The organism is Entomohabitans teleogrylli, from assembly GCF_001484765.1.
GTDB lineage: Bacteria > Pseudomonadota > Gammaproteobacteria > Enterobacterales > Enterobacteriaceae > Entomohabitans > Entomohabitans teleogrylli.
Genome location: NZ_LLXO01000021.1, coordinates 1 through 26,851, shown reverse-complemented (window position 1 = coordinate 26,851; position 26,851 = coordinate 1). Strand labels below are relative to the sequence as shown.

Genomic DNA, 26,851 nt, shown 5'->3' with positions numbered 1-26,851 from the left:
TACCTTCGCTACCACGTTATAAAATCGTTTTTTCTCTCTGCCGCTTTTGCTTGCTCAACGCAACCAGCCCGGCAATATCCAGAATCAACGCTACATTCCCGTCGCCGAGGATCGTGGCGGCAGAAATACCCGGTACCCTGCGGTAGTTTTGCTCAAGATTTTTCACTACCACCTGATGCTGGCCGATCAGCCGGTCTACCAACAGGGCGTAATGGCCGCCGGCGCTTTGCACTATCACCGCCACCCCGTCACAGGGTTGTCGCGAAGCGTCAGGGATGTCGAATACCTGATATAACTCAATCAGCGGGATATACTCATCGCGCACCTGCAGCACCAGCTCATCGCCGGCCATACGGAACAGCGCATTTTCCGCCGGTTTCAGCGATTCCATCACCGTGCTGAGCGGCAGCACATAAATTTCCTCGCCGACCTGAACGGACATACCGTCAAGAATGGCCAGCGTGAGCGGCAAAATAATCCGGATAGTCGAGCCTTTGTTGGGCCGCGAATCAATCTCAACATGGCCGCCCATCTCCTGAATATTACGCCGTACCACGTCCATACCGACGCCGCGCCCGGACACATCCGTCACCTTTTCCGCCGTGGAAAAGCCGGCGGCAAAAATCAGCATCCACACCTCTTCATCGCTGATATTTTCACTGAGCGTCATCCCCTGGGCGCGGGCGCGGTCGAGGATCTTTTCCCGATTCAGACCGGCGCCATCGTCAATCACCTCAATAATGATGTTCCCGCCGTGGTGCCCGGCGCACAGCGTCAACTGACCAGTTTCAGGTTTTCCCTGCTGCCGGCGCTGCTCCGCGGATTCAATGCCGTGATCGAGGCTATTGCGCAACAGATGGGTAAGCGGATCGATAATCCGCTCAATCAGGCTCTTATCCAGCTCAACCGAGCCGCCGGTCATCGTCAGCTCGACCTTTTTATTCAGCTTACCGGCCAGATCGTGCACCAGACGCGGAAAACGATTGAAAACAAACTCCATCGGCATCATGCGTATCGACATCACCGACTCCTGCAGATCGCGGGCATTGCGCTCCATCTCGGCGATGCTGCTGATTAAGCCGTCATGCTGCGCCGGATCCAGAGAGCCGGAGAGCTGTGAAAGCATGGCCTGAGTAATAATGAGCTCCCCGACCTGATTAATAATCCTGTCGACTTTTTCCACCGCGACCCGTACGCTGCCGGACTCCGCCGCTCCAGCCCGGGTTGCCGGTTTCACCCTTTGCGCCGCCTGCGGCGCCGCGGCGCCAGCGCTGTCCGGGGCCGCGGCGGCCTGCGCAGGAGGCGCGGCGCTTAGCTCGCTGATAGCAATTTGCCCGGGCTCCAGTACAAAACAGAGCACCGCGCAGATATCATCAATGGCGACACTGGTGTGCAACTGCACATTCAATGTCCCGTCCTGCTGCTGTTGATCGCGGATAGCCCCGAGATTGCCCAGCTCTTCAATCATCAGGGAATATTCGGCCTGTTGCAGGCCGCTGAGGCAAACCTGCAAATCTCGCCCATCCTGCGGGCTGACAGGTTCCACGGGCGGCGCCGGCGCAGGCGCTGGCACAGGCGCTTCATCCCGCGCCAGCTGGCGTAATGCCTCGCAGATATACTGAAAGGCGTCCGGATCGGGCTCTACAGAGGCTTTATAGGCATTGAGCTGCTCTTGCATAATATCTTTACTTTCCAGGAACAGATTAATCATCTCACCGCTCAGCCGCCGCTGACCGCTGCGGGCATCATCGAGCAAATTCTCCAGTAGATGCGTGGTTTGCTGGAGAACGGAAAAACCAAACGTCCCCGCCCCGCCTTTAATCGAATGGGCGGTGCGAAAAATAGCATTGAGTATCTCTTGATCCGGCGAGGCGCAATCCAGCGCCAGCAGATGACGCTCCATCTCGGCCAGCAACTCATCCGCTTCCGCAAAAAAGGTTTGATAAAAATCACTCACGTCCACGTTATTCGCCTTTCTTCTTAATGGTGGCCACATCCGCCAGCGCTTCGGCAACCCGGTGCGGGGGGACAGTGTCCTGAGACAAAATCGCTTTCTCTTTTTCCCGGCTGAGAACCAGAATGCTGATCCGCCGGTTACGCGGATCGTCCGGCTCGGTTCCCGGCTGGCGCATGGTATCCGCAGTACCGATCACCCGCAGAAATTTGCCCTGCGCCAGCCCCGCCGCCGCCATGGTCCGGCGCGACGCATTGGCGCGATCGGCCGACAGTTCCCAGTTGCTGTAACCCACGGCGCCGCCGGAATAAGGTAACGAGTCGGTATGACCGGTAAGGTTGATACGGTTCGGCAGATCGTTGAGGACCGGCACCAGCGCCTGGAGAATGTCGCGCATGTAGGGTTCAGGGGTAAAACTGCCGACGCTGAACATCGGCCGCTCCTGACTGTCGATAATCTGCACCAGCAACCCCTGATCGGTAAGCGACAACAGTAAATTCGACTGGAAGTTGCTCAGCCGCGGATCGCTTTTAATCAGCGATTCCAGCTTTTCACGGGCATGTTGTAAATTTTGCAGGTTCCTTTGCCTGTCGAGCTTCTGCAGGGTTTCCCGGAGCATTTCGCCGTCCTGACGGAGAAAATCATCGCCGCCGCCGGGGATCGGGCTTTCGCTCAGGCTGGCCTTATCGCCATGGCTGATAGCGACTTTAAGCGGCATTTTGAAGTATTCGGCAATCTGCTGGCGCTGCTGGGGCGTGGAGGTCTCCAGCAGCCACATCACCAGAAAAAAGGCCATCATGGCGGTCATAAAGTCGGCGTAGGCTATCTTCCAGGAGCCGCCATGGTGGCCATGCTTATGCCCTTTACGCCGGCGCACCACCACCGGGTGGCTATTGTTACTCATGACGCGCGTTCCGTCGCGCCGCTGCCAACACTTTTCACCTGGCGGATGTGCTCTTCAAGTTCGCTGAACGACGGACGTTCGCTGGAAAAGAGCGTCTTACGGCCAAATTCGATAGCTATCTGGGGCGCATAGCCATTAACGCTGGACAGCAGCGTCACCTTGATACATTGCAGCATTTTGATCTCTTCGCTGCTCTTCTGGCGCAACAGCGTCGCCAGCGGCAAAACGCCCCCGTAGGCCAGCAGAATACCGAGAAACGTCCCGACCATGGCATGGGCGATAAGCGCCCCCAGCTCCGCCGCCGGACGATCGGCAAAGGCCAGTGCGTTCACCACCCCCATGACCGCGGCCACAATACCGAACGCCGGTAGCCCATCCCCGAGCGCATTCAGGCTACTGGCCGGCACATCCTGTTCGTGTTCGCAGGTTTCAATTTCTTCATCCATTAACGCCTCGATTTCGAACGCGTTCATATTGCCGCTGATCATCAGACGCAAATAATCCGTGACGAAAGTCATCAGTTGCGGGTTGGCCATCAGGCGTGGGTAAGCAGAAAAAATGGCGCTGTTTTGCGGATCTTCAATTTCGTTTTCCAGCGACATCATGCCGTTTTGCCGCCCTTTGCTTAACAGCAGATACAGCATTCCCAGCAGATCGAGATACAGCGCTTTGGTGTATGAGGAGCGTTTAAACATGCGCGGCAGCGCCTTGAGCGTCGCCTTAATCGCTTTACCGTTATTGCCGACGATAAAAGCGCCGATCCCGGCGCCGCCGATAATCAACAGCTCAAGCGGTTGATACAGCGCTCCCAGCGCCCCGCCGCTCAGCATGTAGCCGCCGAAGACCGTCAAAACCACCACCAGATAACCCACAATAACTAGCACATGAACTCCTCAATAACGTTAACGCCCGCCCCGGCGGCTGGTTACTCTCGATTACCATGACGTGTATGCGCCCCTATCCGTGCCGGCGCTGCCGGAAACCCGCGTTAACGGGCTACCCGGCTCTGCGCGGCCTGAATGTCATACAGCTTGTTTTTCTTCATTGCCCGGGAGGGCGGGCAACATAAACTACAGGTGAAAGGCTGTCTGGCATGTTGCGCCGTGACCACAAAACCGCCGCCGCAATTGCTGCATTCGGTATGCTCAATCATGCCGCAGTCGATAAAACGCAACAGGGTCCAGGCCCGGGTCAGCCCCAGTACCGGCTTAGCACCGGGTACCACCGGGCACTGTTCCAGATAGAGGCGATACGCTTTCACCGTCGCTTCAATCGGGCGACAGTTTTCGGTTTTCTGGATATACAGGTGGATGTTGTAAAACATCGAGGAGTGGATATTTTGCTCCCACGCCATAAACCAGTCTTCGGAAAACGGCAGCATGCCCTTCGGCGGCGGACACCCTCTTAGCTCTTTATACAATTTCAGCAAGCGCCTGCGACTCAGGCTGGTTTCACTCTCCAGCACCTGCATCCGGGCGCCAAAGGAGATCAGCGCCATGGCGATCTGTACTTCTTTGATCTCTTCTAAAATACTTTTCTCACTCATAGCTGGTCACCCGGTCAGACAGCTGGAACTTCTTGCTCGGAAAGCGAATTCAGCAGGTCGGTGGATAAAATGATCCCGGTATGAATTTGCTGTAACGCGTCAATGCGCGACTCTTTGGTCAACAAATCGACTACCATTTCGTTATCCACCCGCAAGCGGCAAATAAGCTGGTTGGTTGACGCCAGTTTTATCAACTGCGGCAACGCGAGATCTTTTAAGCTATCAATCATTTTTTCCGGCAGGCCAAGGCGGAATCCCGCGGCAATTTTGTCTTCACGGATTAACTGCTGAGCGAGCAGCAAATAAGACAGGTTGATATCATGAATGCTTCGGGTTTGTTCATCGAGATGCATTTTATTCCTCAGATTTATACCACGTGTAATTTCCGCCTGGAAATTAACAACAATAATCAGGTTACATATTAAGAACAGTTAAAATCACCCGAGTTATCATTACTTCCGTGTGTACTTCCGATCGTTCCATGCATATTTTATGACTTCAGGTCACAAACCAATTATCGTGACAAAATCATGGTAAGCAAATTAATTTTATTGCCATCAACAGCCATTAAAAAATTCGCGATAACACGCATTCTTAAACCACAATTAAACGCCCCTGGCGCTATATTGCAAATAACTGTAAAGCAGACTGACAAACACTGAGAATTCCTGAGCTCTTATTCACGTCAGCGGTCTGATCAATTACCGCGTTCTGCGCCGCCTGGACTCCTCGACGGCAATATCAAGCCGCGCCCGCAGTCGCTTAATAGCCAGACTATGTAACTGGCTAACCCGGGTTTCCGTCACCCCCAATACTGCCCCTACCTCTTTCATATTCAGTTCTTGTTGATAATAGAGATTAAGCAACAGTTGCTCTCTTTCCGGGAGCAGATTGATCTCATGGACAATCTGCTTCTGGAGCTTTTTCATGGTCAGCGTATGCAACGGATTAAGCTGCTCGCTGTGCGCATTCGCCTGTTCAAAGCCGCCTGTCGATGTTTCCATTAACTCATCGAGGGAGTAAAGCTGGCTGCTGTTGGTATCGGCCAGCATCTGCTGGTATTCACGCAGCGATACCCCCATGGCCGCCGCGGCTTGCGCTTCCGTCACCGCCTGACCGCTCTGTTGCTCAAGCCGCTGAATCACCGCGGTCATCTCCCGGGCGTTAGTGCGCACGCGCCGCGGCACCCAGTCCCGCTCCCGCAGCTCATCCATCAACGCCCAGCGCACCCGTTGGGTTATCCAGGTGCTAAGACCAATGCCTTTACCAGGATCAAAATCATCAATAGCGACCAGTAATCCCATTGCCCCGGCCTGTATCAAATCATCCAAATCAACACTGGCGGGTAGCCGCGCCTGCAGGCGCAGCGCTTCATGGCGAACCAGCGACCCATAGCGGGTCCAGAGTTCATTTTTATCCATCACCCCGCCGGGAGTATAAAGACCGTTCATCGTAACATTATTCCAGCAGCAAGACATTGGCCAATTATTATTGATAACCTAAAAATCAAACAGCCTGATAAGCTCGAGTATTAATGGCTATTTCGCTATATCACGTTTTGCTTTGTAAAGAATAACCCGGACTAAATGGTAAAAAATACCGTAAACTGATAACCCGGGAAATTAATTTACCATTATCACCAGAATCAGTTCTGAATAAAAAAATCCATTACCAGAAAATTCCTGGATCCCGCCGTAGAAAAGAGCACAAAAAAAGCGCAACTTCGCTATTCAATCATTAAAAAACGCCTTTAATAATAAAAATCAAAATCCTTTCACACCGCTTTATACAACATCCCAACAACATATAATTGACATTATTTTCGCAAACTACCGTTGAGTTTAATAATGACTAACGCAAGATATTAAATATCGACATCTGCTGCATGGTCTGGAATACCATCATCGACGAACTCAAGGCAAACTCCGACATTTTTGATTGCGACACCAGAGTAATCATCGAATCCGGATCAGACCCGACGGTTTGCTGAAGACGCGATTGTAGCGAGATCTTTTGCGTGTCGGCGTTGTAACTTAACGCTTCAATATGCTGCAGATTGGTCCCGATCTCCGCCTGGCATTTCCCCAGATTGTCAATTCCCTGCAAAACAGAGACGTTGACCGCATCAAGGGTCGCCTGCAGCGCTTCGCGGTCGCTATCGTCGACCACCGGTTGGTTCAGCGCCGCTATCGCCTTATCCAGCGCCGCGAAAATGTCGTGCTGGCTGCCGCTCATGAAAACATCGCGCCCGGTATGCCCCACTTTCATCTCCGTGCTATCCGCCACCATCTGGGTCATGGCCGTATCGCCGCCGCGATAGCTGCCATCCTCCAGAAATGGCGCAGTACCAGTTTTATAGCCGGCAAAGATATAGCGCCCGTTGCTGTTCTTGCTGTTAGCCAGATCCATCATGTTATTGCGGATCCCCTCAATCTCCGTGGCCAGCGCCTGGCGGTCGGCATCGGAATAGGTTCCGTTACCGCCGGCGACAATCTTTTCCGCCAGATTTCCGGTCATCATACTGGCGACAGAGTTCAGTACGTTATCCTGCTGCGCCAGCGCGTCCATGGCGTACATCCGCGCGGTGTCATACTGGCTGATGGACGCCAGCGCGTTCTGATACACCACCGCCTGGGAAGCCCCGGCGGGATCGTCAGAAGGTTTCAGTAAAATCTGCCCTGACGAGAGACGCAGATAGATATCATTACCGTCGCTTATCGCCCGGGATAAGCTGTCGATATTGCTTTGGTACATATAGTGAGTACTAAGACGCATCGCCCACTCCTTCCTGTTGTTACCTGCGCGCCCCTGAGCAGCGCGGCAGCATTAACGGATACTTAAAATGGTGTCAAACAGCGTGGTGGCGGTTTGTAAAACCTGGGCATTCGCCTGGTAATACTGCGAGAACATCTGCAGGTTGATGTACTCTTCATTGATATCCACGCCGGATACCGCCTGCTGCTGATAACGCACGGCTTCCAGCGCCTTTGCGCTGGTGGTGGCATTGGCCTTCAGCGCCGTCATCGCGCTTCCCACCGAACTGACCAGACTGGCATAGGCCTCGGTCAGAGTGGCTTTCCCCAGCAGCGCCTCATCTTTAATGGCGATCAGCTTTTTAATATTCTCATTGTTGCTTTCCTCATCCGCATCCGCGGAAGAGGAAGCCGCTATCTGGCTACCATCGCTAATCGCCACGCTGAGATTGTCCGCCACCCCGGCAACCGGATTGAGCATAAAACTGTCATTCGGCCGTGGGGTTCCCTGCGGTTTGAAGGCCATGCCTTCAAACATTAACTCGCCATCCGGCCCCGTGGTGGTGGGGACCTCGCTGCCATCGCGGCGGCTCACCTGCCAGTCGCTCTTTTCCGGGCCTTTAAAGGTAATGATGTAGTCCTGCGCCTGCACCCGGGAAATATCGCTGTAGCTCACCGCCAGCGTTGCGTCGCCGGCATTATTGCCATTGACCAGCGCCTGCGGTTCGCCGAAGGTAAACAGCGGGCCGCCGGGATTTCCCTGCAAATCGTAGCCGGCTTCGTTGACCTCATTGAAGCGATTAGCCATTTGCAGGGCCAGCATATTCAGTTGGTTGCGGGCGTCTTCCAGATCCTGATTGCGGAATTTGAACAGCCCGCCCAGCTTGCCGGTAGTCACTTTTTGTTCATCCAGCGCCAGGGCGTTGCCGGAGGCATCCACGTAACTGACCACGATTTTATTCGGGTTTTCCGGAGATGGCGCGGCCTCCAGCGACCAGGCGCGATCGCCGTTGACCAGCGGCAGGCCGTTGGCCATGGTCACATCGACACAGCCGGTAGTCGGGTTTTCGATGACCCGCACGCCAATCTGGCCGTTTAACGTGTCCAGCATCCGATCGCGATGGTCGAGCAGGTCAAGGGGCACGGTACCGGTTTGGGCATGGATTTTACTGATTTGCTGATTCAGTTTCGCCAGCTGTTCGGCGCTGGCATTAATGTCATCCACGCTTTGGGTTATCTGGGTGTTGGTGTTTTTTTCCAGCCCGTTGAGCGATTTGCTACTGCTCTGGTATTGATAAGCGGTAGCCCGAAGCTGGGATAACGTCTCCTGGCGAGCGGCCTGATTCACCGGATCGCTGCTCATTTTTTCCACGGCGGAGAAGATGTTATTCATAGAAACCGAAAGATTAACGGTATCATCGCCCAGCATATTATCGATTTGGCTGAGTTGCTCATAGCGTCCGGCCAGCGCCTGATATTCACCGGCCGCGCCGCGAACCTGATTATTGATAAAACCATCATAGGCGCGCTGAACGCCGTTAATCTGCACGCCGTAACCGAAGAAGCCAATCCCGGTCGCTTTTCCCCCGGCTTCACCCAGCATAATGCTCTGGCGACTGTAGCCCGGCGTCATGGCGTTGCTCAGGTTGTTACCGACAACATTCAGCGCCGACTGCGCGGAGCTGAGGCCGCTCTGGGCCAGGTACATAAGATTCATAATATCCAACGCTCTGTTTCAGTATCGACAGGATTAAGCCGCTTATCCCGCAACGGAAAAGGCCCCTCTTCAGTTATTAATCGGCTCAAGCGCCATTAACTAAAACGCCAGCCGGTTAAAATAATGAAGAAAGATCGTTTTTGTAGGCATTTAATGCCTGGTTAACATTTCCTTTAATTTGTTGCATCACCGAGATCAGTTTTTTTGCATAGTGAGGGTCGGTGGCATAGCCCCCGGACTGCAGCGCGTGGGCCGCGGCCTCCGGCGTGGTGGATTCCTTAACCCGCTGGTAGCGCGGATTGCCGGCGATCAGCGCGGCGTAGTCGGCCAGCGCTTCGGAATAAGAACCATAGACCCGAAACGCCGCTTTCACTTTTTGCGCCCGCCCGTCGATATATTCGGTGGTCGTTATCTCCGTGGTCGCGCCTTTCCAGCCCGGCGTGGCCTTGATGCCGAATAAGTTATGGCTGGGCCTGCCGTCGCGGGTCAGGATCTCCCGGTTTCCCCACCCGGATTCCAGCGCCGCCTGGGCAATAATCAACTGATGCGGCACGCCGCTTTTTTTCGCAGCGGCGATTGCCGGTCCCATCATCCGGGCGATAAATCCTTTGCTGCCGGCGCGCGCGCTGACGACGCGCCTCGCGCCGCTCTCCTGCGCCGCCTCGCGGACGACGGGCGCATAGCGCGACGCCACCCGCTGCGCCAGCCCTCCCTCCGTCAGCGCTCGCGCGCTGTCCGGCGCTGCCGCTTCCTCCCCCCCCATCTGCCGGGTAATCAATTCGGCAAAACCCAGCCGGCCCTGAGCGGCAATATCCTGGGAAATCTGCTGATCGTACATCGCCGTAAACATCCCGGTCTGCTGGCTGTTAAACAGCCCGCCTTTCACGGAGGCTTCACGCATACTTTTGAGCATCATCTGAACAAACAGGCCTTCCATTTGTTCAGCGACGGCGCGGATCCCCTCCCGGGGGGTCTCTCTGGCGGTGCGACGCAGGGCGTCCAGCGCCCGGACATCAAACGCCGCCGCCTTACCTGGCGTCATACGGGTCATCAATTGGCCTCCAGCTTCGCGCGCAGACAGCCGGCGCTTTTCATCGACTGCAGAATCGACATCAGTTCCCCAGGCGTGGCGCCTAAGGTGTTGAGCGCCCGTATCACGCTGTTAAGGTCGGCGCTGGTATTCACCTTTTGTAGCGAACCGCCCTGCTCGCGCACCGCGACCTGGGTCTCCTGAGTGACCACCGTCTGGCCGCCGCCAAACGGCGTATCCGGCTGGCTGACCTGGCTGGTTTGCGCCACCTCCACGGTTAGCGACCCCTGAGCGACCGCACAGGCAGTCAGGGAGACATGACGATTCATCACCACCGAGCCGGTTCGGGAATTGACAATCACCCGCGCCTCCATCGGCCCAACCTGCAGCGGCATATTCTGTACTTCGCCCAGGAAACGCACCCGGGCGGCGCTGTCGGTCGGCGCGAACAGTTTTATCACCCGGGCATCTTCCGCTACCGCGATCCCGCCGCCAAAGCGCCGGTTAATCTCATCGCTGATTTGCTGCGCCAGGGCAAAATCCCCGTCATTAAGCTGCAGGCGCACCACGTGCTGATCCCCGAAGCTCATCGGCACCTCGCGCTCTACCGTGGCGCCGCCGCTGATACGCCCGCCGTTAAGCTGGTTACTCTGGGTGCTATTGCCGCCGCTCCGGGCGCCGGCGCCGGACACCAGCAGATTGCCCTGCGCCAGGGCATAAATTTGGTTATCGACCCCTTTGAGCGGCGTCATCAGCAGCGTACCGCCGCGCAGGCTTTTGGCGTTGCCCATTGAGGAGACCACCACATCGATTTTTTCCCCGGCGCGGGCAAACGGCGGCAGTTCGGCGGTCACCATCACCGCCGCGACGTTTTTAAGCTGCATATTGGTGCCGGGCGGCACCGTGATCCCCAGTTGCGAGAGCATGTTATTCAGGCTCTGGGTCGTAAAAGGGGTTTGCATGGTCTGGTCGCCGGTGCCATCCAGCCCCACCACCAGCCCATAGCCCATCAGCGCATTGCTGCGTACCCCCTGAATAGTGGTCAAATCGCGAATCCGCTCCGCGGTCGCCGGCGATGGCAGCAACGCGCCCATCCCGGCGCACAGCAGGTTCAGACAGAGTATCAGGCAAGAATTTTTCATTAGTCCGTTCACTAGAAAGGTGAAACGTTGAGAAACAGGCGCTGTAGCCAGCCCATCCGCTGCGCTTCATTGATATAACCGTTGCCGACATATTCAATGCGCGCATCGGCAACCTGGGTGGATATCACCGTGTTACTGCCGCTGATGGTGCGGGGATTCACCACGCCGGAAAAACGAATAAATTCGGTACCCTGGTTGATGGCGATCTGCTTTTCGCCAATGACGCTCAGGTTGCCGTTCTCCAGTACCTGGCGCACCGTCACGGTAATGGTGCCGCTGAAAGTATTCTGCGCCGCGGCGCCGCCTTTACCGTTAAAACCGCTATCCCCGCTGACCGCGACATTCGCCCGTTCATTGCCGAACAGGCCGTCCAGCAGGCGCGGCGTGGTTTTAAAATCCAGCCCGGCGCTGCCGGCGCGGCTGGCATTCGCCGAGGAGCTTTTACTGGCGCTAACGTTTTCCTGCAGCACGATGGTCAGGGTATCGCCGACATTGCGCGGACGCCGGTCTTCAAATAGCGGCTGATAACCATAATTCATCGCCTGACCGGCCTGAAAAATAGACCCGTTCGCCGCCGCAGGGGCCGCCGGCATCGGGCTGGCGCTGGTCTCGCCAGTCACCAGCGGCTTTTGCGTCACGTAGGCGCAGCCGGACAGATTCACAGCCAGCACCATCGGCACAAACAGGCTCAGGCGCGGAAGGCGAAGAGCGCGACAGACGCGATTTCTCATAGCAGTTACCGGGATGTGGCTACCCTGAAAACCTCCGGAGAAATGACCGGACCGCTTTCAGGGCGGCGATTAAAGTTGCATCAAGCGCTGTAACATCTGATCGGATGTCGACACGGCTTTACTGTTGATCTCATAGGCGCGCTGGGTCTGGATCATGTTCACCAGCTCCTCAGCGACATTGACATTCGAGGTTTCGATAAACCCCTGATTAAGCCTGCCCGCGCCGTTCAACCCCGGCGTCGATTCATTGGGCGCGCCGGAAGCCTGGGTCTCGAGATAAAGATTCTCGCCAATGCTTTCCAGCCCGGAATCATTGATAAACGTCGCCAGGGTTAACTGGCCTATCTGCTGTGGCGCCGTCTGGCCGACAATCGTCACGCTGACGGTCCCGTCGCCGCCCACGGTCAGGGTATTGGCATCCTGCGGGATAGTGATCGCCGGCTGGATAAGGTAACCGCTGGAGGTCACCAGTTGGCCGTTCTGATCAAACTGGAAAGAGCCATCGCGGGTCCACGCCGTGCTGCCATCCGGCAGTTGCACCTGGAAAAAACCGCGCCCCTGAATCGCAATATCTTTACTGTTGTTGGTTTGCGTCAGGCTTCCCTGGCTGTGGATGCGTTCAGTGGCGACCGGGCGCACCCCGGTTCCCAGTTGCAGCCCGGAAGGAATCGTGGTCTGCTCCGAAGACTGCGCTCCCGGCTGGCGCAGCGTCTGATAGAGCAAATCTTCGAACACCGCGCGCTGGCGTTTAAAACCGTTGGTTCCCACGTTCGCCAGGTTGTTGGAAATGACATCCATGTTGGTTTGCTGAGCTTCGAGGCCCGTTTTGGCAATCCATAAAGAGCGGATCATGAACAATATCTCCTGACCGGTTAGCTGATAGTAAGTAACTGATTGGCGGACCGGGCGTTCTCATCCACGGTGCCGATCACTTTCATCTGCATCTCAAAACTGCGCGCGGTAGCGACCATATCCACCATGGCTTTCACCGGACTGACATTGCTGCCTTCCAGCGCGCCAGGGATCAATTTCAGTTGCGGATCGGCGGGCAGGATGGTCTGGCCGTCATTGGCCTCAGCGATGGCGTGAAACAAACCGTCATCCCCCTGACGCATCGCCGATATCGCGGCGTGCGCCAGTTTGATACGCCCGACCTGCGCCAGAGCGCTGGGATCGTCCCCGGCGCCCAGCGCGGACAGCGTGCCGTCCGCGGCGACGGTAATTTCCGACTGCGGCGGCACCGCAATCGGCCCGCCGTCGCCCAGCAGGGCGAATCCGCGTACCCGCAACTGACCCTCGCTGTCCACGTCAATATTGCCGCTGCGGGTATAGGCTTCGCTGCCATCGGCCAGCGCCACCGCCAGCCAGCCGTTTTGCGGCAGCGCGACATCGAGGTTGCGCCCGGTGTAATTGACCGGCCCCATGCTGTCGTCGTGCCAGGGGGTGGATTCGGCCACCAGCGCGCGCGTCGGCAGAGTCGGGCCCTGTACCGGCACAGCGCGATGCGCCGCCAGTTGGGCGCGAAACCCGTGAGTCGCGGCATTGGCCAGATTGTTGGAGGTAACAGCCTGGCGGTGAAGGGCCGCACTGGCGGCCCCCATAGCGGTATAAATTGCGCGATCCATAATTCCCGCCGTTAACCGAGATTGACGAGGGTCTGAAGGATTTCAGACTGAGTGCGGATGGTCTGCGAGTTGGACTGGTAGTTGCGCTGGTAGACAATCATGTTGACCATCTCCTGGCTGAGATCCACATTCGACGCTTCCAGCCGGTTCCCGTAGAGCGTGCCGAGGTTACCGGTGCCGGAAATACCGGTAACCGGCTGACCGGACTGCGGGGTTTCCGACCAGCAGTTATTCCCTTCCGACGCCAGGCCCCCTGGATTAGTAAAATTCGCCAGCACCACCTGGCCGAGAATCTGCTTCTCGCCGTTGCTGTAGGAGGCAATCACCTGGCCGTTATCGCCCACCACATAACCGTTCATCAACCCCGGCGCATAACCGTTAGTCCCCGGGCTGTCCATCGCGGTATCGCTGGCCTGCTGCGTCATACCGTCCAGATTCAGCATAAAATCCAGCGCATCGGCGCCGTTGTAGCCGGCGCTGCGTACCGCCAGTTGCGCTGGATTAGTGGTTAACTGGCCGGATGCGTTAAAGGCGATTTGCGTCGCGGCGTACTGCGGCTCACCGCCGGCGTTCAGCAACGGCGATGTGGTATCGCTGGAGTACGCCGTCCACTGGTTATCAGCGGTTTTCACGTAGTACACATTGATGGTGTGTTTATTACCGAGGCTGTCGTAAGCGTTCATCTGGCTTACTGAGCTATAGCTTTGCGGATCTGCCGGGTCGAAGGGCCTGGCCCCGGTGTCGACGATAGCGGTTCCCGAATCAAGATTCCCCTTCATAAAACCGCTGGTGGAGGCATTGGCCGGCATCTGCCCGGTCGGGATCCGGATAGGCCCGACGGCCGCCCCGGCCTGAATAGTCGGCGGTGTCCCCGTCGCCTGGTAACCGGTGAGGTACATCCCCTGGTTATTAATGATGTAGCCATTGTGATCGTTTTTAAACTGGCCGTTGCGGCTATAAAACACACTGCCCGCTTCATTCACCAGTCGGAAAAAACCGTTGCCGGAAATGCCCATGTCCAGATTACTGTTGCCCTGGCCGAGCACCCCGTCGCTAAAGTTTTGATTCACGCCGGCGACCTGGACCCCCATCCCAATCTGTGACCCGGCAAAGACATCGGCAAAGGCAATCGCCCCCGATTTGAAACCTACCGTCTGGGAATTGGCAATATTATTACCGACGACATCCAGCGCTTTTGACGCCGAGTTAAGACCGCTAAGTCCTTGTGAAAAGCTCATATCTCTTCTTCCTGACGCAGAATGTGAATTGGCTGATAATCTGATTACTCAACAAGATAAATCTCGCCGAGAGTGGCATTGCCCTGCAGGCCCAGTTCCAGCACCGCCCCCGTTGGGGTGTAGGAGACGCCCTGAACCTGCGCTTTTTTCAGCGCCACGATTTCCGGCGTGCTGCCATCGGCGCTGGCGGCGCTGTACGACACGCTGAACACGCCGTTTTCGATGGTGCGCGGGTCGCTGGGCTGGAAGTTATCCAGACTGTCCAGCGTGAATTGCTGGACGCCGGCCTTCACTGGTTTCAGTTCGGCAGTCCAGGCGTTGCCCTGGGCATCGGTCAGGATGACATTGACCACGTCAGCATCGCCGCTGGCTGAAAATGCCATCGTCTGGTTGCCGCCTTCGGCGTTAGAGACGGTGGTATCCCCTTCCAGCAATACGCTGCGGCCAATCCACTGCGTGGCGTTCATCTGCTGCATACTGGTCACCAGCATACCGACGGTATTGACCGTCGAATTCAGTTGCTGTACTCCCGCCGCCGTCTGAAACTGCGTCAGTTGCGAAGTAAGCTGGTTGTTATCCATTGGATTGGTGGGGTCCTGATTCTGCATCTGGGCGACGAGGAGGGTCATGAAGTTATTCATCAGATCCTCAACGCTATCCCCCATGGCGCCACGCTGGCGGGCGGCGATATTGCTCTCATTGATGATGGGTGAAACGGCCATAACGTTCTCCCTTATTGACCCAGCGTCAGTGTTTTCAGCATCAGCGCTTTGGCGCTGTTCATCACTTCCACATTCGCCTGGTAACTGCGGGAAGCGGAGATGGTATTCACCATTTCGCCGACCACATCGACGTTGGGCATCCGTACATAGCCCTGGGCATCCGCCAGCGGATTACCCGGCTGGTACACCAGGCGATCCGGCGCGCTGCTCTCCACCACTTCGCTCACCCGTACGCCGCCGGTCGACTGCCCGGGGGCGCTATTAACCTGAAATATGACCTGGCGAGCGCGATAAGGATTACCGTCGGGACCAACAGCGCTGTCGGCATTGGCCATATTACTGGCGCTGACATTCAGCCTCTGGGATTGCGCCGCCATTGCGGAGCCAGAAATATCTAATATGCTAAATAGCGACATAATAATAATTAACCCTGACTGATAACGCTCATCATGCCCTTAATCTGTGCGCCGAGCATGGTTAAGCTGGTTTGATATTTAATATTGTTATCTACGAAACTGACGCGTTCACGATCCATATCGACCGTATTACCGTCTGCGCTCGGCTGATCGGGAATGCGATACAGCAACGGATGATTATTCACCACCGCCGCACGCCCCGCAATATGCTTCCCGGAGGTCATCGTCAGATGCACCGCGTGCTGAACAGGCGGCTGTTTCGCCAGCGTTTTTTTCAGCTGCGCCGCGAAATCAATATCCCTGGCCTGGTAGCCTGGAGTATCCGCATTGGCGATATTCGACGCTAAAATATTTTGCCGTCGGTTCAACAGACCCAATGCCTGTTGCTGGAACTGAAGTGATTGTTCAAGCTTATCGAGCATCCGCCTGGCGCCTCTTTTTTAATTAAAAACCACATTGACATAATAAATAGCGTCGGACGAATCCGATAACCTGAAAATAGAACAAAAGTAACCGCTTTTGGCTTACTCGCCCATATCAGGAAATCACCGCGAATTAATACCATCAATATGGCGACAAAACCGATGGCATTTTACCGCTTAGCCAAATAGCGCATTAATATATAATCCCTGGCCTGTACTCGTCCTGAAGCGTAATTTCATGCCGGCCGGAGATCGCCTGCGAAATAAGGCAGAGGTATTCATGTGGTACCGTAATCGTTTAGTGCTCTGTGCCGTCGCGCTAATGGTCAGCCATGGCGCCAGGGCCGGCGAAACGCCGCTACTGGCGCAAATCAGCAGCCTGTTTAACCGCGACCAGACATCAGGCATCACGCGCAGTGTTACGCTACTGACCCCTGAAAAACAGCTGGCCGGGCTGTGCGATAATCCCACTTTATCCCTGAGCGGCAGTGATAAACGTCTGGCGGGTAATCGCAGCGTTATCGCCCGGTGCGGCGCACAGCGTCGGTTCATTCAGGTACGGATCAATGCCCACGGGAAGTGGTGGACGCCGAATCGCACGATCCGCGCCGGGGAAGCCATTCAGGCGCAAGATTTACAGCCGCAGCAGGGCGTGATGGATAGCCTGCCGGCTGAGCTGGCGCTGAATAAAGCGGACATTGTCGGGCGCATCGCCACACGCGTACTCTCGCCCGGTCAGCCGCTGGTGGAGAGCCAGCTACGGCAACGCTGGAAGGTCAGAACCGGGGATCATATTGAGCTACTGGCGACCGGAGAGGGATTTACTATCCGCACCACCGGTACCGCACTGGATAACGCCGCCTTAGATCAAACTCTGCGTATCCGGACCCGCTCCGGGCAAATTGTCACCGGGAAAGCCGTCTCCGCCGGCAAAGCGACGATTTATCTTGCCCGGTGACTTTAGTTTATCCTAATTACGCCGATATAGAGTTACAGACACCATGATGAACGATTGACGGCGAGGATGATTTATGAGCATAGATCGCATCACCCCGGTAACGCCCGGCCATGCTCAGCATGATGTGGCCCTGGGCAGTAAAAACAGCGCCTCATCCTTCGCGCCGTTCGGTCATTCACCGTGCGCAACCCGGGTGCAGCTCAGTACGCTGACCCGGCAAATAGATAACGAGCATGCGCAGGATATCAATCCCGGACGCATTGCCGCCATTAAAGCCGCCATCGCGGCCGGCGAACTGCCAGGCGATAGCGATAAAATCGCGCAGTCTTTACTGCAGGATATTCTTCAGTTTTCTTAACTACCGAGCATACCGCCATGGAAAAATTACACGCGATTCTGGTGAAAATGCAGGACTCAATGACAGAACTTGAAACAGTAATCACCGAAGAGATGGAGCAATTAAGACGGCCGCAAATTAACCCGGTTTTATTGCAGATAGTTTCCGATAACAAAAGCCGCTTGTTATCCACCATTAGCCATTACGATAAGTTGCGCGTCCGTGAAGAGCAGCGCCTGCATATTTCTGCGCCTTATCATCAACATAAGCTCTTTGCCGCGCGCTGGAAAAAAATCTCCCGCTGCGCCGATAACGCCAACCGCGCGAATCAGGATATTTATGTTCTGCTTGAGATGCATATGCAGAAGAGTACGCAGTTACAGGCCATGCTTAATAAAGCAGGCGATCGCGCTACCCTCTATAACCCACAGGGCGAGGAGAAAAAAACGCTTTCCGGAAAAATTTATAATCTGAGTATTTAACGCACTCGCGTCGCGTTTACCACCAGAAGCTTCAGTGCTTTTTATGAAGCTTCTTTTTTTCCCCTCCGGCACCGCTAAAGCCCGTCACGATCAATTCAACCACGCCAATGGGTTTATTAACCGCCATTTTCAGCGGATCTTCCGGCGTTTCCCGGCAATTATTTTTTAATTAAAGCCGTTAAACTAACCCGACCTCGCTTCCGTAAAGCAAAACAGACCAGGGTTAATCAGTGGCAAAAACATTACTGCGCAGCGGCAGCATCAATGATTTTCTCGCGCTGGGTGAAAACGGCCAGACAATATTCGATTCGGCACGACAAATCCGCGAAACGCTAAGGCTCCGGCAACAACAGTCGCTGGCGGACTGCCTTGCCATTCCACAGACCGATGATAGCGGCGACAAAGTGGACTGGTACGCTCCCGGCGCCGGCAAAGTGGTCCCCTGGAATGCCGCCAGTGAGTCACAGCGTATTCAGGCGCTGGATTATCTGGAGCGCGCAATGCAGGCGGCAGCACTGCTCATCCAGCAGTGCCTGGAGGCGGAGAAACCGGCTCTCCAGCGCGTCGGGATGCTGCTGGAAAATATTTTCCGCTTCCCGGCCAGCCAGCACATTTATCTGGTTGATGGCCGCCCGGTGATCACTTTCTGGGGCTTCAGCCGCCAGAACGCGCCGCGTGAGCAAGATGCGCTGGCCTGCCTGCGCGCCAGTCTGCAACCGCCACCCGAGGAATTCACGCCGCCGGCGGAACCGGCGCCGCCAGCAACTATCGCCCCCCGGAGCCAGCCGCCGCAGCCAGCCGCACAAACGCCGCCTGCGCCGTGCCCATTTCCGCCACAGCCGTCATCGCCGTCGCCCAACCCGCGGCGGCGGATACTGCTCCCTGGCGTCGCGCTAACGTTACTGGCAATCGGTCTGTCGCTGGCGTGGTACTGGCTGGCGCCGGCACTCGCGCCGCAGCCCCCCGCCGCGACGCCTGTGTCGCCTGCCCCTGTAGCGCGCCCTGTCCTGCCGGTGCTGAACGACACTCTGCCGCTCCAGCCCGCCCAGGTAAGCGCGCCGCCGCCCTCCCCGGCTCAGGCGCTCCCGTCCGCGCCGCCGCCGGTCGCCAAAGATGCGCTGGTACTGCCGGCTGAGGCGGTTAAAGCGGGAACGACCCGTTTTCTCAACGGCGCCTGGCGCGCCACCGTGGAATTCAGCGACGCCATTGGCGGCAAACCGCCGGTGCTGCGCTATCAAATCAACAATAACAACGGCACTCTGCGTCTGACCCATGGCGAAGGCATTACCTGCCGTAGCGAGATTCACGCCGGGCTGATGCAGTCCGGCAATCTGGTGATTAAACCACGCGCCCGGGCGCGATGCAGCGACGGTAGCCGCTTTACTGTGCCGGAAGTGATCTGTACTCAGGGGCTGGAGGGCGCGGCGCGCTGCTCCGCCCGCTATGAGGGAGGAACCGTCGTCCCGGTGACCTTCAGAAAAGTGGGGAAATAGCGCTATGATCCATAATCCATCGGCCATCACCCTGATTCAAAACAGCGGCATTCAGTTCCTCGACTTCGCGCTGTCTCCCGCGGCCACCGCCGGTAAAACGGGTAATTTTGTCCGCCAGAGCGCCAACGGCCCATTGCTGCGGCTGGATTACTGCCAACAATCAGGCAAATTCACCCTTCCCGGACTGAACGACGGCGAGACCGAAATCGTCAGACCGGAAAAAAGCTATGCTCATGACTATTCACTCCAGGTGCTGGACGGCGTCTGGCTGCCGCTCCCTTGCCTGCGGGTCAATGCCGGGCACTGCTTAACCGACGGCCCCGCCAACTGGGTCCGTATGCAATTACGGCGTCTGGATACCCCGGATGCCGCCGGCAATACCGTACATATGACGCTGGCCTTTGATACCCGGATTGCCGACGACGCCGGCTGCCCGGCCACGCTGGCCCCTGGCGCCGACGATGTGCGTAACGGCGTCCATTTCGCGCTGGCGATGCACAACTGCGACGTCAGTGATTTCCTCGATCAAACCTGGGTCGACGGTTGGTTACGGGAGATATTTATCCAGTTTGCCAGCCAGCAGGAGGGCCGCAGCGAGAACGACCTCGCCAGCGCCATGAAAACGTTTGAATATCAGGCGCACTATCTCAATTTACTGGAAATTCTGGTCTGCCAGTTACAGGTGCCGGAAGTCAAACTGATCGGTGAAACGCCTCATACCCCGGCCATCCCCGTCGATCTGGTGCTGGATGTCGGCAACACCCACACCTGCGGTATTCTGACCGAAGATCACGGTGAGCAGAACAGCGGCCTGAACCAAAGCACCGAGCTGCGGATCCGCTCGCTCAGCGAGCCGCATCGGATCAGTGAGGCGCTGTTTTCCAGCTATCTCGAGTTCAGCGAAGCGAAATTCGGCAAAGCGAATTTCTCAATGGAAAGCGGGCGCGAGCAGGCCTTTATCTGGCCTTCCATGGCGCGTACCGGGGAAGAGGCGCTGCGCCTCGCCACCCGGCGTAGCGGTAGCGACGGCGCCAGCGGACTCTCCAGCCCGCGGCGCTATCTGTGGGATGACTCGCCCGCCCGCCAGCCCTGGCGCTTCGGTCAGTCAACGAACGCGTCACATCGCGAACTTCCGGCCATGGCAATGCCCCTGACCAACCTGATAGATGACGATGGCCAGCCGCTCTATTGCCAGCCGCTGTCCCGACGCCTGCCGGTTTTCACTCCGCTTTACAGCCGCAGCTCGCTGATGACCCAGATGCTGTGTGAACTACTGGCCCAGGCGCTGTCGCAAATCAACAGCGTTGCCCACCGCCGCCGCATGGGGCTACCCGCGTCCCCCCGCCAGCTGCGCCAGCTGATTCTTACGCTCCCCTCGGCGATGCCGAAGCAGGAGCGGGAAATTTTTCACCGGCGGATGCAGGAAGCCATCGCCCTGGTCTGGAAGGGGATGGGCTGGCATCCCCACGACGATGCTCTGTTCCCGGACGGTGCACAGAACAACAGCAGCGTGCCGCTGCCTGGCATCCATATGGAATGGGATGAAGCGACCTGCGGTCAACTGGTGTGGCTGTATAACGAAGTACAGCGTCACTACGCCGGCCACAGCGGCGAGTGTTTCCGCAATCTGGCGCGCCCGGACCGACTGCTGGCCGCCGACGAGCCGCCGGGCAGCACCCTGCGCTGCGCGTCGATTGATATTGGCGGCGGTACCACCGATATGGCGATTACCCAATATCAACTTGATGACGGCGTCGGAAGCAACGTAAAAATCATTCCGCGACTGCTGTTCCGTGAGGGTTTTAAGCTGGCCGGGGACGATATCCTGCTGGATGTGATTCAACTGTGCGTACTGCCCGCCATTGAACAGGCGATGCACGCCGCGGGGATTGCCGATCCGCAGACCGCGATGACCCGGTTGTTCGGCGATGCGGGGCACAGCGGCAATCGCCAGATATTGCGCCAGCAAACCACCCTGCAGATTTTGATACCACTGGGACAGGCGATTCTCGCCCGCTGGGAACAAAGCGACTCGCAGAACAGTTACGCGCCGCTGCCGGGACGCATTGGCGAATGGCTCCCCGATGCGCCAACTGAAAATGTACTGAACTATCTGCAGCAAACGCTGGCGCCGGAGGCGGCGGCGTTCAATCTGCTGGATGTCCCGTTGCAGGTGGATATACAGTCTCTGGACGATGCCCTGCACAGCGGGCGCATGTCCCTGGCGGCGCCGCTGAAATCCCTGTGCGAAGTCATTCACCACTACTGCTGCGATGTTCTGCTGATCACCGGCCGCCCCGCCAGTCTGCCGGGGGTGAAAGCGCTGGTGCGCGCTTTACAACCGGTTCCGGCGAAACGCCTGCTGTGGCTGGATAGTATCCCGGTTCATGAGCGCCTGCCGTTCGCCCACCAGGGACGGATGGTTAATCCCAAGACCAGCGCCGCCCTCGGCGCCATGCTCTGTAGTCTGGCGAAAGATCTGCGGCTGCCGGGTTTCAACTTCAAAACCGCCGATATTCAGGCCTATTCCACGGTGCGCCATCTCGGGGTGCTGGACGGTAGCCCCACGCTGAGCGCCCAAAACGTCTGGTATCAGGATGTCGACCTGGACGATCCTCAGGCAACGCTGGATACGTCGCGACGCTTTGTTCTGCGCGGTAACGCCACGCTGGGATTCCGCCAACTGGAAGATGAACGCTGGCCGGCCTCTGCGTTGTATCAACTGCGGATCAACTCGCCAGAGCTGGCAAAGGATATCGCCGCCGCCGGGACGCTGTCGGTCAGCCTCCGTTATGATCCGCCGCAGGGCGGTTTCGCCCTCGCCGGGGCCTGGATGCAGGACGGTACCCCGGTCGCACTTGAGCAACTCAGCCTGAAGCTTAACACCCTTGCCGGTGGCGATCGGCGCGCCAGCCATTACTGGATTGATAGCGGGAATGTATACCTGAAATGAAGCCATCTACCACACCTCAACAGCTTGCCGACTGGGTAAGCCATGTACGCCAGCACTGCGCTTACCTGGATGCGGAAGCCGATGGCCGTCTGGGCCGCCTGGCGCAGTTGCAGCACCAGCACCAACAGTTGGCGATGCTGTCCGTCACGCCGCTGACCCTCGGGCTTTACGGCCACGCGACGGCCAGTAAACGCCATTTGCTGAACGCTCTGCTGGCGGAAAATAGCGATCGGCTGGGGGTGACGCTGGGCGATCAAACGTTCGATTACTTACAGCATATTCATCGCGGCCCGGCGGCCAGCATAGCGGTACGCTTTACCGACACAGCGCCGCCGCGCATCGACGGTTTTCCGCTACTGCTTGAGCTATTCAGCGAGTATCAACTGGCGCAGCGCCTGGTCACCCGCTATCACTCCCGCCGCGACGCGCAACTTATCCCGGCCAGCGCGATGTCTGCCAGACTCCATGCTCTGCAACAGCGCCGCCAGCCACAGCCGGTCGCCGGTATGACCCGGGCGCAGTTCGCCAGCGTCGCCCAACGCTACCAGACAGCCATTCCCGGCGGGCAGCAGGCGGATGACGGCCTGCTGTACCGCATGGCCGATCTGGCCGCCTGGCTGGCGCCCGGCGATCGCGCCGCGTTGCTGGCGCTGTTGTGGGGAGAAGATGCACAAATCAGCGCCTGCTGGCACAGACAGTCGCGGGCGCTGATTCAGTTGGGCAATGCGCCGCAAGCGCTGGCGCCAGCCAGCCTGGCGCTGGACGATGCTGAGGATTTTCTTTGCGCCAGCGAGGCCGGCCCCGGCGGACCGGATAGCGAAGTCGCCGTCTGCCCGCTGCAACGCCAGCAAGTACAGCCGTGTCAGAGTATCAACCGCCGGGCGCTGCGCGAAATTTGCGCCGGTGTGACTTTCACGCTGAGTCAACCCGGCGCGCTGGCGGATGTCGACATCATTGATATACCCGTCGACCGACTGGAAGAGTACAGCGAGCGCCAACAGCCCGATATGCTGCTCATATGCAACGCAGCCAGCGATCAGCATGATACGCCAGCAGCGGCAGCGGCGCTGACTCGCTGGCAGGAGAAAACAGGCGGCGGCGATCAAAACGCCCACCCGCGCCTGATATGGGCTATCACCCCTTTCGATGGCCGCTTCCGCCAGACACAACATTTCGATGACCATATCCAGCAGCATCTCACCCGGGATGGCAAGCGCTGGGGCGCATTGCAGGCGCTGGACGATCGCAGTATGGACCGGCTGCGCGCATGGCTGAGCAACGCCCTGGGCCCGGCGCGTCACCAGCGCGAACAGCAGCTTCAGGCGACCATCAATCACCTGATAAGCGCCCAGTTCAGCGCCCTGCTCCCGGCATCCGACGATCGGCAGGCAGAACCAGCGAAAGCGCTGGTGCGCACACTACAATCCCGGGCGCCACGCTTTAGCGAACTCCTTGAGCGGCTGACGCTACCGCGCGACACTATCCATCAGTGCTGGCTTGAACACCAGCAACAGCAGCAAATACCCGCCTTACCGGAGCTGGATCTGTTCGTCAGCGACGACACCCCTTCCCCGGCGGCTCAGGGGCTGAACTGTTTTTCGCGTCGCCTCTATCAGCGCTGGGTGAATCACCTGCGCCAGCTCAGCCACAATCCATCGCAGAGATCGCCATGCTCTCTGCCCGCCGCCACCCTTCAGGCACTGTGCGATCTGCTGATTGACAGCGCTTATCGCCTGCAACTGCCGGCGATACTGGAAGACGCCGTGGCGCGCCACCAGGACAATATGGCGCTGGCTATCAGCAGTGCGGAAAACGGGATAAACAATTTTGTCGGCTGGCTGGGTTATCAGCAGATAGCACCTGAGCTACGTCCACGCAGCAAGGTAAATAAAGAGACCGCGGTTTTCGCCCCCGCCCGGCAGGCCAGTGCCGCCAGACGTCTGACACAACTGGGCGAGCCGCCCGCGCAGGGGAATGCCTGTTACTTCTATGACTGGCTGGTGGCCCTGTATCACCGGGCGATGGAGAGTGATGCCGCGCCGCAGCATGGCATCAGTGAAATACAGCAACGCGCCTTACGTCAGTTGTTAAATGCGTTGTGCCAGGATACAGACATAAAAAAAGGTTTATCCGGGGGAGCCCGCGGATAAACCTTAATCGTTAAACGCTGCGTTACAGGGGGAGAGGTTCATCCTCCATGACGCGGCATTCTTTCGGGGCTACCGCAGTAGCCCCGCTGACATCAAAACGTTTCCCAGCTCTCGCTGTCATTTTCCACCGGCGATTTACGCGCCGGCGCGGCAACGGCCTTTGGCGGTTCTGATTTCGACTTGCTGCGTGCCGGCGGCGCCGTTTCCTGCTCAATGTGAAACACGGAGACGGAGTGCATCAGGTTGCCCGCCTGCTCTTCCAGCGCGGCGGCAGCCAGAGCGGAGGCTTCCACCAGTCGGGCGTTCTGCTGGGTCACACGATCCATTTCAGAGACCGCCATCCCTACCTGGTCAATACCGCGGCTCTGCTCTTCAGATGCCGACGCGATCTCGCCCATGATGTCGGTCACCCGCGTCACCGCGTTAACGATATCCCCCATCGTTTCACCGGCGCTTTCGACCATCGCCGAGCCGATATCCACTTTATTCACCGAGTCTTCAATCAGGATTTTGATTTCTCTGGCCGCCTCGGCGCTGCGCTGCGCCAGGTTACGTACTTCGCTGGCTACTACGGCGAAACCACGTCCCTGCTCGCCGGCGCGCGCGGCTTCCACTGCCGCATTAAGGGCCAGGATATTGGTCTGGAAAGCAATGCCGTCAATCACGCCGGTAATATCGGCAATCTTTTGCGAGCTGTCGGCAATCTCCTTCATGGTCACCACAACGTTATCCACGACTTTGCCGCCGCGTTGAGCGGTCTCTGAAGCGCTGCGGGCCAGTTGACTGGCGTGCTGGGCGTTTTCGGCATTCTGTTTCACCGTAGCCGTTAGCTGCTCCATACTGGCGGCCGTTTGTTCCAGCGACGCGGCCTGCTGTTCGGTACGCGAAGAGAGATCGCTATTGCCGGCAGAGATTTCGCTGGAGCCGCTGTAGATAGCATCCGCGCCCCGGCGAACCGCACCAACGGTGCCCACCAGCTCATTTTGCATATTGCGCAGGCTGGCGGCCAGTTGCCCCATCTCATTTTTACCGTTCACATCGATATGGCTAATCAGATCGCCGCCGGCAATCCGACGGATGCTGTCGATGATTTTATGCAGCGGGATTAGCAGAATAGTGCGTATTCCATACCACATCAGCGCAACCGCCAGCGCGATGACAATCAGCGTCCCCAGCAGTGTCCACAGCGCGGCCCGGAAAGTACGCGCACTGTCTTCCTGAACCTGTTTATGCAGCAGTGAATTTTCCTGCAAATAGAGGTTAAAACTCTTCTCAAAGTTCTCCTGATAACTTTGGGTTGAGTGTTCCAGAGCGCCCTTGAGATCGCGCTGCTTCATCAATTCAATCAGCACGTTAAGTTCATAATGATAGGCGTTAAAGCTCTGCGTTATTTGATCAATAACCAGCTTATTCAGACGCGAGTCATGCTCCATGGCATTATGCCGCGTCCACTCTTCTTCTGCCTGTTTGAGCGTGGCATCGGCTTCTTCCAGCAATTCAGTCACCGTCTGGCCGGCGCCGCTATTGTTCATATCCATCATATGACGCAGCGCGGCGCGGTTGATAATCGCGCGGGTCTGCAGCAGATCCATCCAACTTTTGCTGACGTTCGACTCCTGCTGACGAATAATCTCCATGCCCTGGAGGTTATCTTTGTAGTGATTGAGCGAGCTAATAAATAGCCCATTAGATACCAATTGCATGATGATGAATAACACCAGCGCAACGATCAGACTCGTAACAATTTTGATATGGTTTAGCATCGTTTCTGATTCCACGGAGAGATTTGCCTGTATATATCTATCGGTTCGCCCGCAGAAAACTAAACCAGGAAAGAGAGAAAACCAGCAACGGAAACTGGCTTTGGTTGGCGTGGCAAAGATCGCCAGCCAGAGGTTTTGGCCACCGGGCAGGTAAATTCAGGTGACCCGGTTGGCTCGCTGTCCTGCGCCCCGACACGTTACCGCCCTGCGTGGTATCCGTACCTGCCCCCGGCATAATAACAACAGCCCTTCCCTCAGGCATTAGGCATTGCATTAACCGGGTATTGCACCATCATTGCCGCAAGAACACCCGCGAGCTGTACGCCTGCGCCGAGGGGCTGAGCGTCGCTCCCGTTAACCGTAAGAAGATGAAGCAGTGGCTGGAAGGATTTCCGGGCGTGCTGAACGACACCGGCGATTTGCCGGTGTACAGGCGTGGGGACGGGAGCTGTGGGTGAGACTGACGGCTTATAAATAAATATCCTCCGGCATAGCCGGAGGTTTTTCTGATGCGC

At 57.3% G+C, this 26,851-nt stretch carries 25 protein-coding genes; 6 read left to right on the top strand and 19 right to left on the bottom strand.

Annotated features, from left to right (window positions below; all coding sequences use genetic code 11):
* Window positions 1–16 precede the first annotated feature (16 nt).
* The 17 genes from cheA to flgB all read right to left on the bottom strand — a co-directional run bounded on the left by cheA (window position 17) and on the right by flgB (window position 16,200).
* The gene (gene cheA / locus AQ981_RS20175) at window positions 17–1,996 is read right to left on the bottom strand and encodes a chemotaxis protein CheA (RefSeq protein ID WP_058913558.1); all 1,980 of its coding nucleotides are present in this window, start codon (window positions 1,994–1,996) and stop codon (window positions 17–19) included.
* Window positions 1,965–2,858 carry a flagellar motor protein MotB gene (gene motB / locus AQ981_RS20170; protein WP_071608965.1) on the bottom strand — a complete coding sequence of 298 codons (894 nt, stop codon included), beginning with the start codon at window positions 2,856–2,858 and terminating at the stop codon, window positions 1,965–1,967. Before motB ends, cheA begins: the two co-directional genes overlap by 32 nt.
* Complete coding sequence (gene motA, locus AQ981_RS20165; protein ID WP_058913557.1) at window positions 2,855–3,742, bottom strand: flagellar motor stator protein MotA; 888 nt, start codon at window positions 3,740–3,742, stop codon at window positions 2,855–2,857. The genes motB and motA overlap by 4 nt, the downstream gene beginning before the upstream one ends.
* Window positions 3,743–3,846: 104 nt before the next feature.
* Window positions 3,847–4,404, bottom strand: coding sequence for a flagellar transcriptional regulator FlhC (flhC, locus tag AQ981_RS20160; RefSeq protein WP_058913556.1), 558 nt, complete (start codon window positions 4,402–4,404; stop codon window positions 3,847–3,849).
* Window positions 4,405–4,418: 14 nt separating this feature from the next.
* On the bottom strand, window positions 4,419–4,757 hold the full coding sequence (gene flhD, locus AQ981_RS20155; protein ID WP_058913555.1) for a flagellar transcriptional regulator FlhD: 339 nt from the start codon (window positions 4,755–4,757) through the stop codon (window positions 4,419–4,421).
* A 348-nt stretch (window positions 4,758–5,105) separates the two neighbouring features.
* Entirely contained in the window at window positions 5,106–5,855 is a 750-nt protein-coding gene (locus tag AQ981_RS20150; protein ID WP_058913554.1) for an RNA polymerase sigma factor FliA, read from the bottom strand.
* 400 nt (window positions 5,856–6,255) lie between these two features.
* On the bottom strand, window positions 6,256–7,179 hold the full coding sequence (gene flgL, locus AQ981_RS20145; protein WP_058913553.1) for a flagellar hook-associated protein FlgL: 924 nt from the start codon (window positions 7,177–7,179) through the stop codon (window positions 6,256–6,258).
* Window positions 7,180–7,230: 51 nt separating this feature from the next.
* Window positions 7,231–8,874, bottom strand: coding sequence for a flagellar hook-associated protein FlgK (gene flgK / locus AQ981_RS20140; RefSeq protein WP_058913633.1), 1,644 nt, complete (start codon window positions 8,872–8,874; stop codon window positions 7,231–7,233).
* Between the two features lie 115 nt (window positions 8,875–8,989).
* Entirely contained in the window at window positions 8,990–9,925 is a 936-nt protein-coding gene (flgJ, locus tag AQ981_RS20135) for a flagellar assembly peptidoglycan hydrolase FlgJ (protein WP_058913552.1), read from the bottom strand.
* Window positions 9,925–11,046 carry a flagellar basal body P-ring protein FlgI gene (locus AQ981_RS20130; RefSeq protein WP_058913551.1) on the bottom strand — a complete coding sequence of 374 codons (1,122 nt, stop codon included), beginning with the start codon at window positions 11,044–11,046 and terminating at the stop codon, window positions 9,925–9,927. The genes flgJ and AQ981_RS20130 overlap by 1 nt, the downstream gene beginning before the upstream one ends.
* Before the next feature lie 11 nt (window positions 11,047–11,057).
* A complete protein-coding gene (locus AQ981_RS20125) occupies window positions 11,058–11,720 on the bottom strand; it encodes a flagellar basal body L-ring protein FlgH (protein WP_058913632.1) in 663 nt (220 codons plus the stop codon).
* Window positions 11,721–11,846: 126 nt separating this feature from the next.
* Entirely contained in the window at window positions 11,847–12,629 is a 783-nt protein-coding gene (gene flgG / locus AQ981_RS20120) for a flagellar basal-body rod protein FlgG (RefSeq protein ID WP_058913550.1), read from the bottom strand.
* Between the two features lie 20 nt (window positions 12,630–12,649).
* Window positions 12,650–13,402, bottom strand: a complete 753-nt coding sequence (locus AQ981_RS20115; RefSeq protein ID WP_058913549.1) for a flagellar basal body rod protein FlgF — start codon at window positions 13,400–13,402, stop codon at window positions 12,650–12,652.
* 11 nt (window positions 13,403–13,413) lie between these two features.
* A complete protein-coding gene (flgE, locus tag AQ981_RS20110) occupies window positions 13,414–14,640 on the bottom strand; it encodes a flagellar hook protein FlgE (RefSeq protein WP_058913548.1) in 1,227 nt (408 codons plus the stop codon).
* A gap of 44 nt (window positions 14,641–14,684) precedes the next feature.
* The gene (locus AQ981_RS20105; protein WP_058913547.1) at window positions 14,685–15,362 is read right to left on the bottom strand and encodes a flagellar hook assembly protein FlgD; all 678 of its coding nucleotides are present in this window, start codon (window positions 15,360–15,362) and stop codon (window positions 14,685–14,687) included.
* A gap of 11 nt (window positions 15,363–15,373) precedes the next feature.
* Entirely contained in the window at window positions 15,374–15,778 is a 405-nt protein-coding gene (gene flgC, locus AQ981_RS20100; protein WP_058913546.1) for a flagellar basal body rod protein FlgC, read from the bottom strand.
* Window positions 15,779–15,786: 8 nt separating this feature from the next.
* Window positions 15,787–16,200, bottom strand: coding sequence for a flagellar basal body rod protein FlgB (flgB, locus tag AQ981_RS20095; protein WP_058913545.1), 414 nt, complete (start codon window positions 16,198–16,200; stop codon window positions 15,787–15,789).
* Window positions 16,201–16,480: 280 nt separating this feature from the next.
* Between flgB and flgA the strand changes: the two genes are divergently transcribed.
* The 6 genes from flgA (at window position 16,481) to AQ981_RS20065 (ending at window position 24,573) form a co-directional block, all read left to right on the top strand.
* Entirely contained in the window at window positions 16,481–17,158 is a 678-nt protein-coding gene (gene flgA / locus AQ981_RS20090) for a flagellar basal body P-ring formation chaperone FlgA (protein WP_071608970.1), read from the top strand.
* A 73-nt stretch (window positions 17,159–17,231) separates the two neighbouring features.
* Window positions 17,232–17,516, top strand: a complete 285-nt coding sequence (flgM, locus tag AQ981_RS20085) for a flagellar biosynthesis anti-sigma factor FlgM (RefSeq protein ID WP_058913543.1) — start codon at window positions 17,232–17,234, stop codon at window positions 17,514–17,516.
* 17 nt (window positions 17,517–17,533) lie between these two features.
* Complete coding sequence (locus tag AQ981_RS20080) at window positions 17,534–17,977, top strand: flagella synthesis protein FlgN (RefSeq protein WP_058913542.1); 444 nt, start codon at window positions 17,534–17,536, stop codon at window positions 17,975–17,977.
* Between the two features lie 230 nt (window positions 17,978–18,207).
* Window positions 18,208–19,470 (top strand): SrfA family protein, encoded by a 1,263-nt coding sequence (locus AQ981_RS20075; RefSeq protein WP_058913541.1) that lies wholly within the window; start codon window positions 18,208–18,210, stop codon window positions 19,468–19,470.
* A gap of 4 nt (window positions 19,471–19,474) precedes the next feature.
* Entirely contained in the window at window positions 19,475–22,423 is a 2,949-nt protein-coding gene (locus AQ981_RS20070; protein ID WP_058913540.1) for a virulence factor SrfB, read from the top strand.
* Window positions 22,420–24,573, top strand: a complete 2,154-nt coding sequence (locus AQ981_RS20065) for a virulence factor SrfC family protein (protein WP_058913539.1) — start codon at window positions 22,420–22,422, stop codon at window positions 24,571–24,573. The genes AQ981_RS20070 and AQ981_RS20065 overlap by 4 nt, the downstream gene beginning before the upstream one ends.
* Window positions 24,574–24,665: 92 nt before the next feature.
* On the opposite strand, the gene AQ981_RS20060 is transcribed toward AQ981_RS20065, so the two are convergent.
* On the bottom strand, window positions 24,666–26,336 hold the full coding sequence (locus tag AQ981_RS20060; RefSeq protein ID WP_058913538.1) for a methyl-accepting chemotaxis protein: 1,671 nt from the start codon (window positions 26,334–26,336) through the stop codon (window positions 24,666–24,668).
* A gap of 292 nt (window positions 26,337–26,628) precedes the next feature.
* Window positions 26,629–26,851, bottom strand: a 223-nt coding sequence (locus AQ981_RS28200; RefSeq protein WP_249226356.1) for a hypothetical protein, incomplete at its 5' end; no start/stop codon positions are given.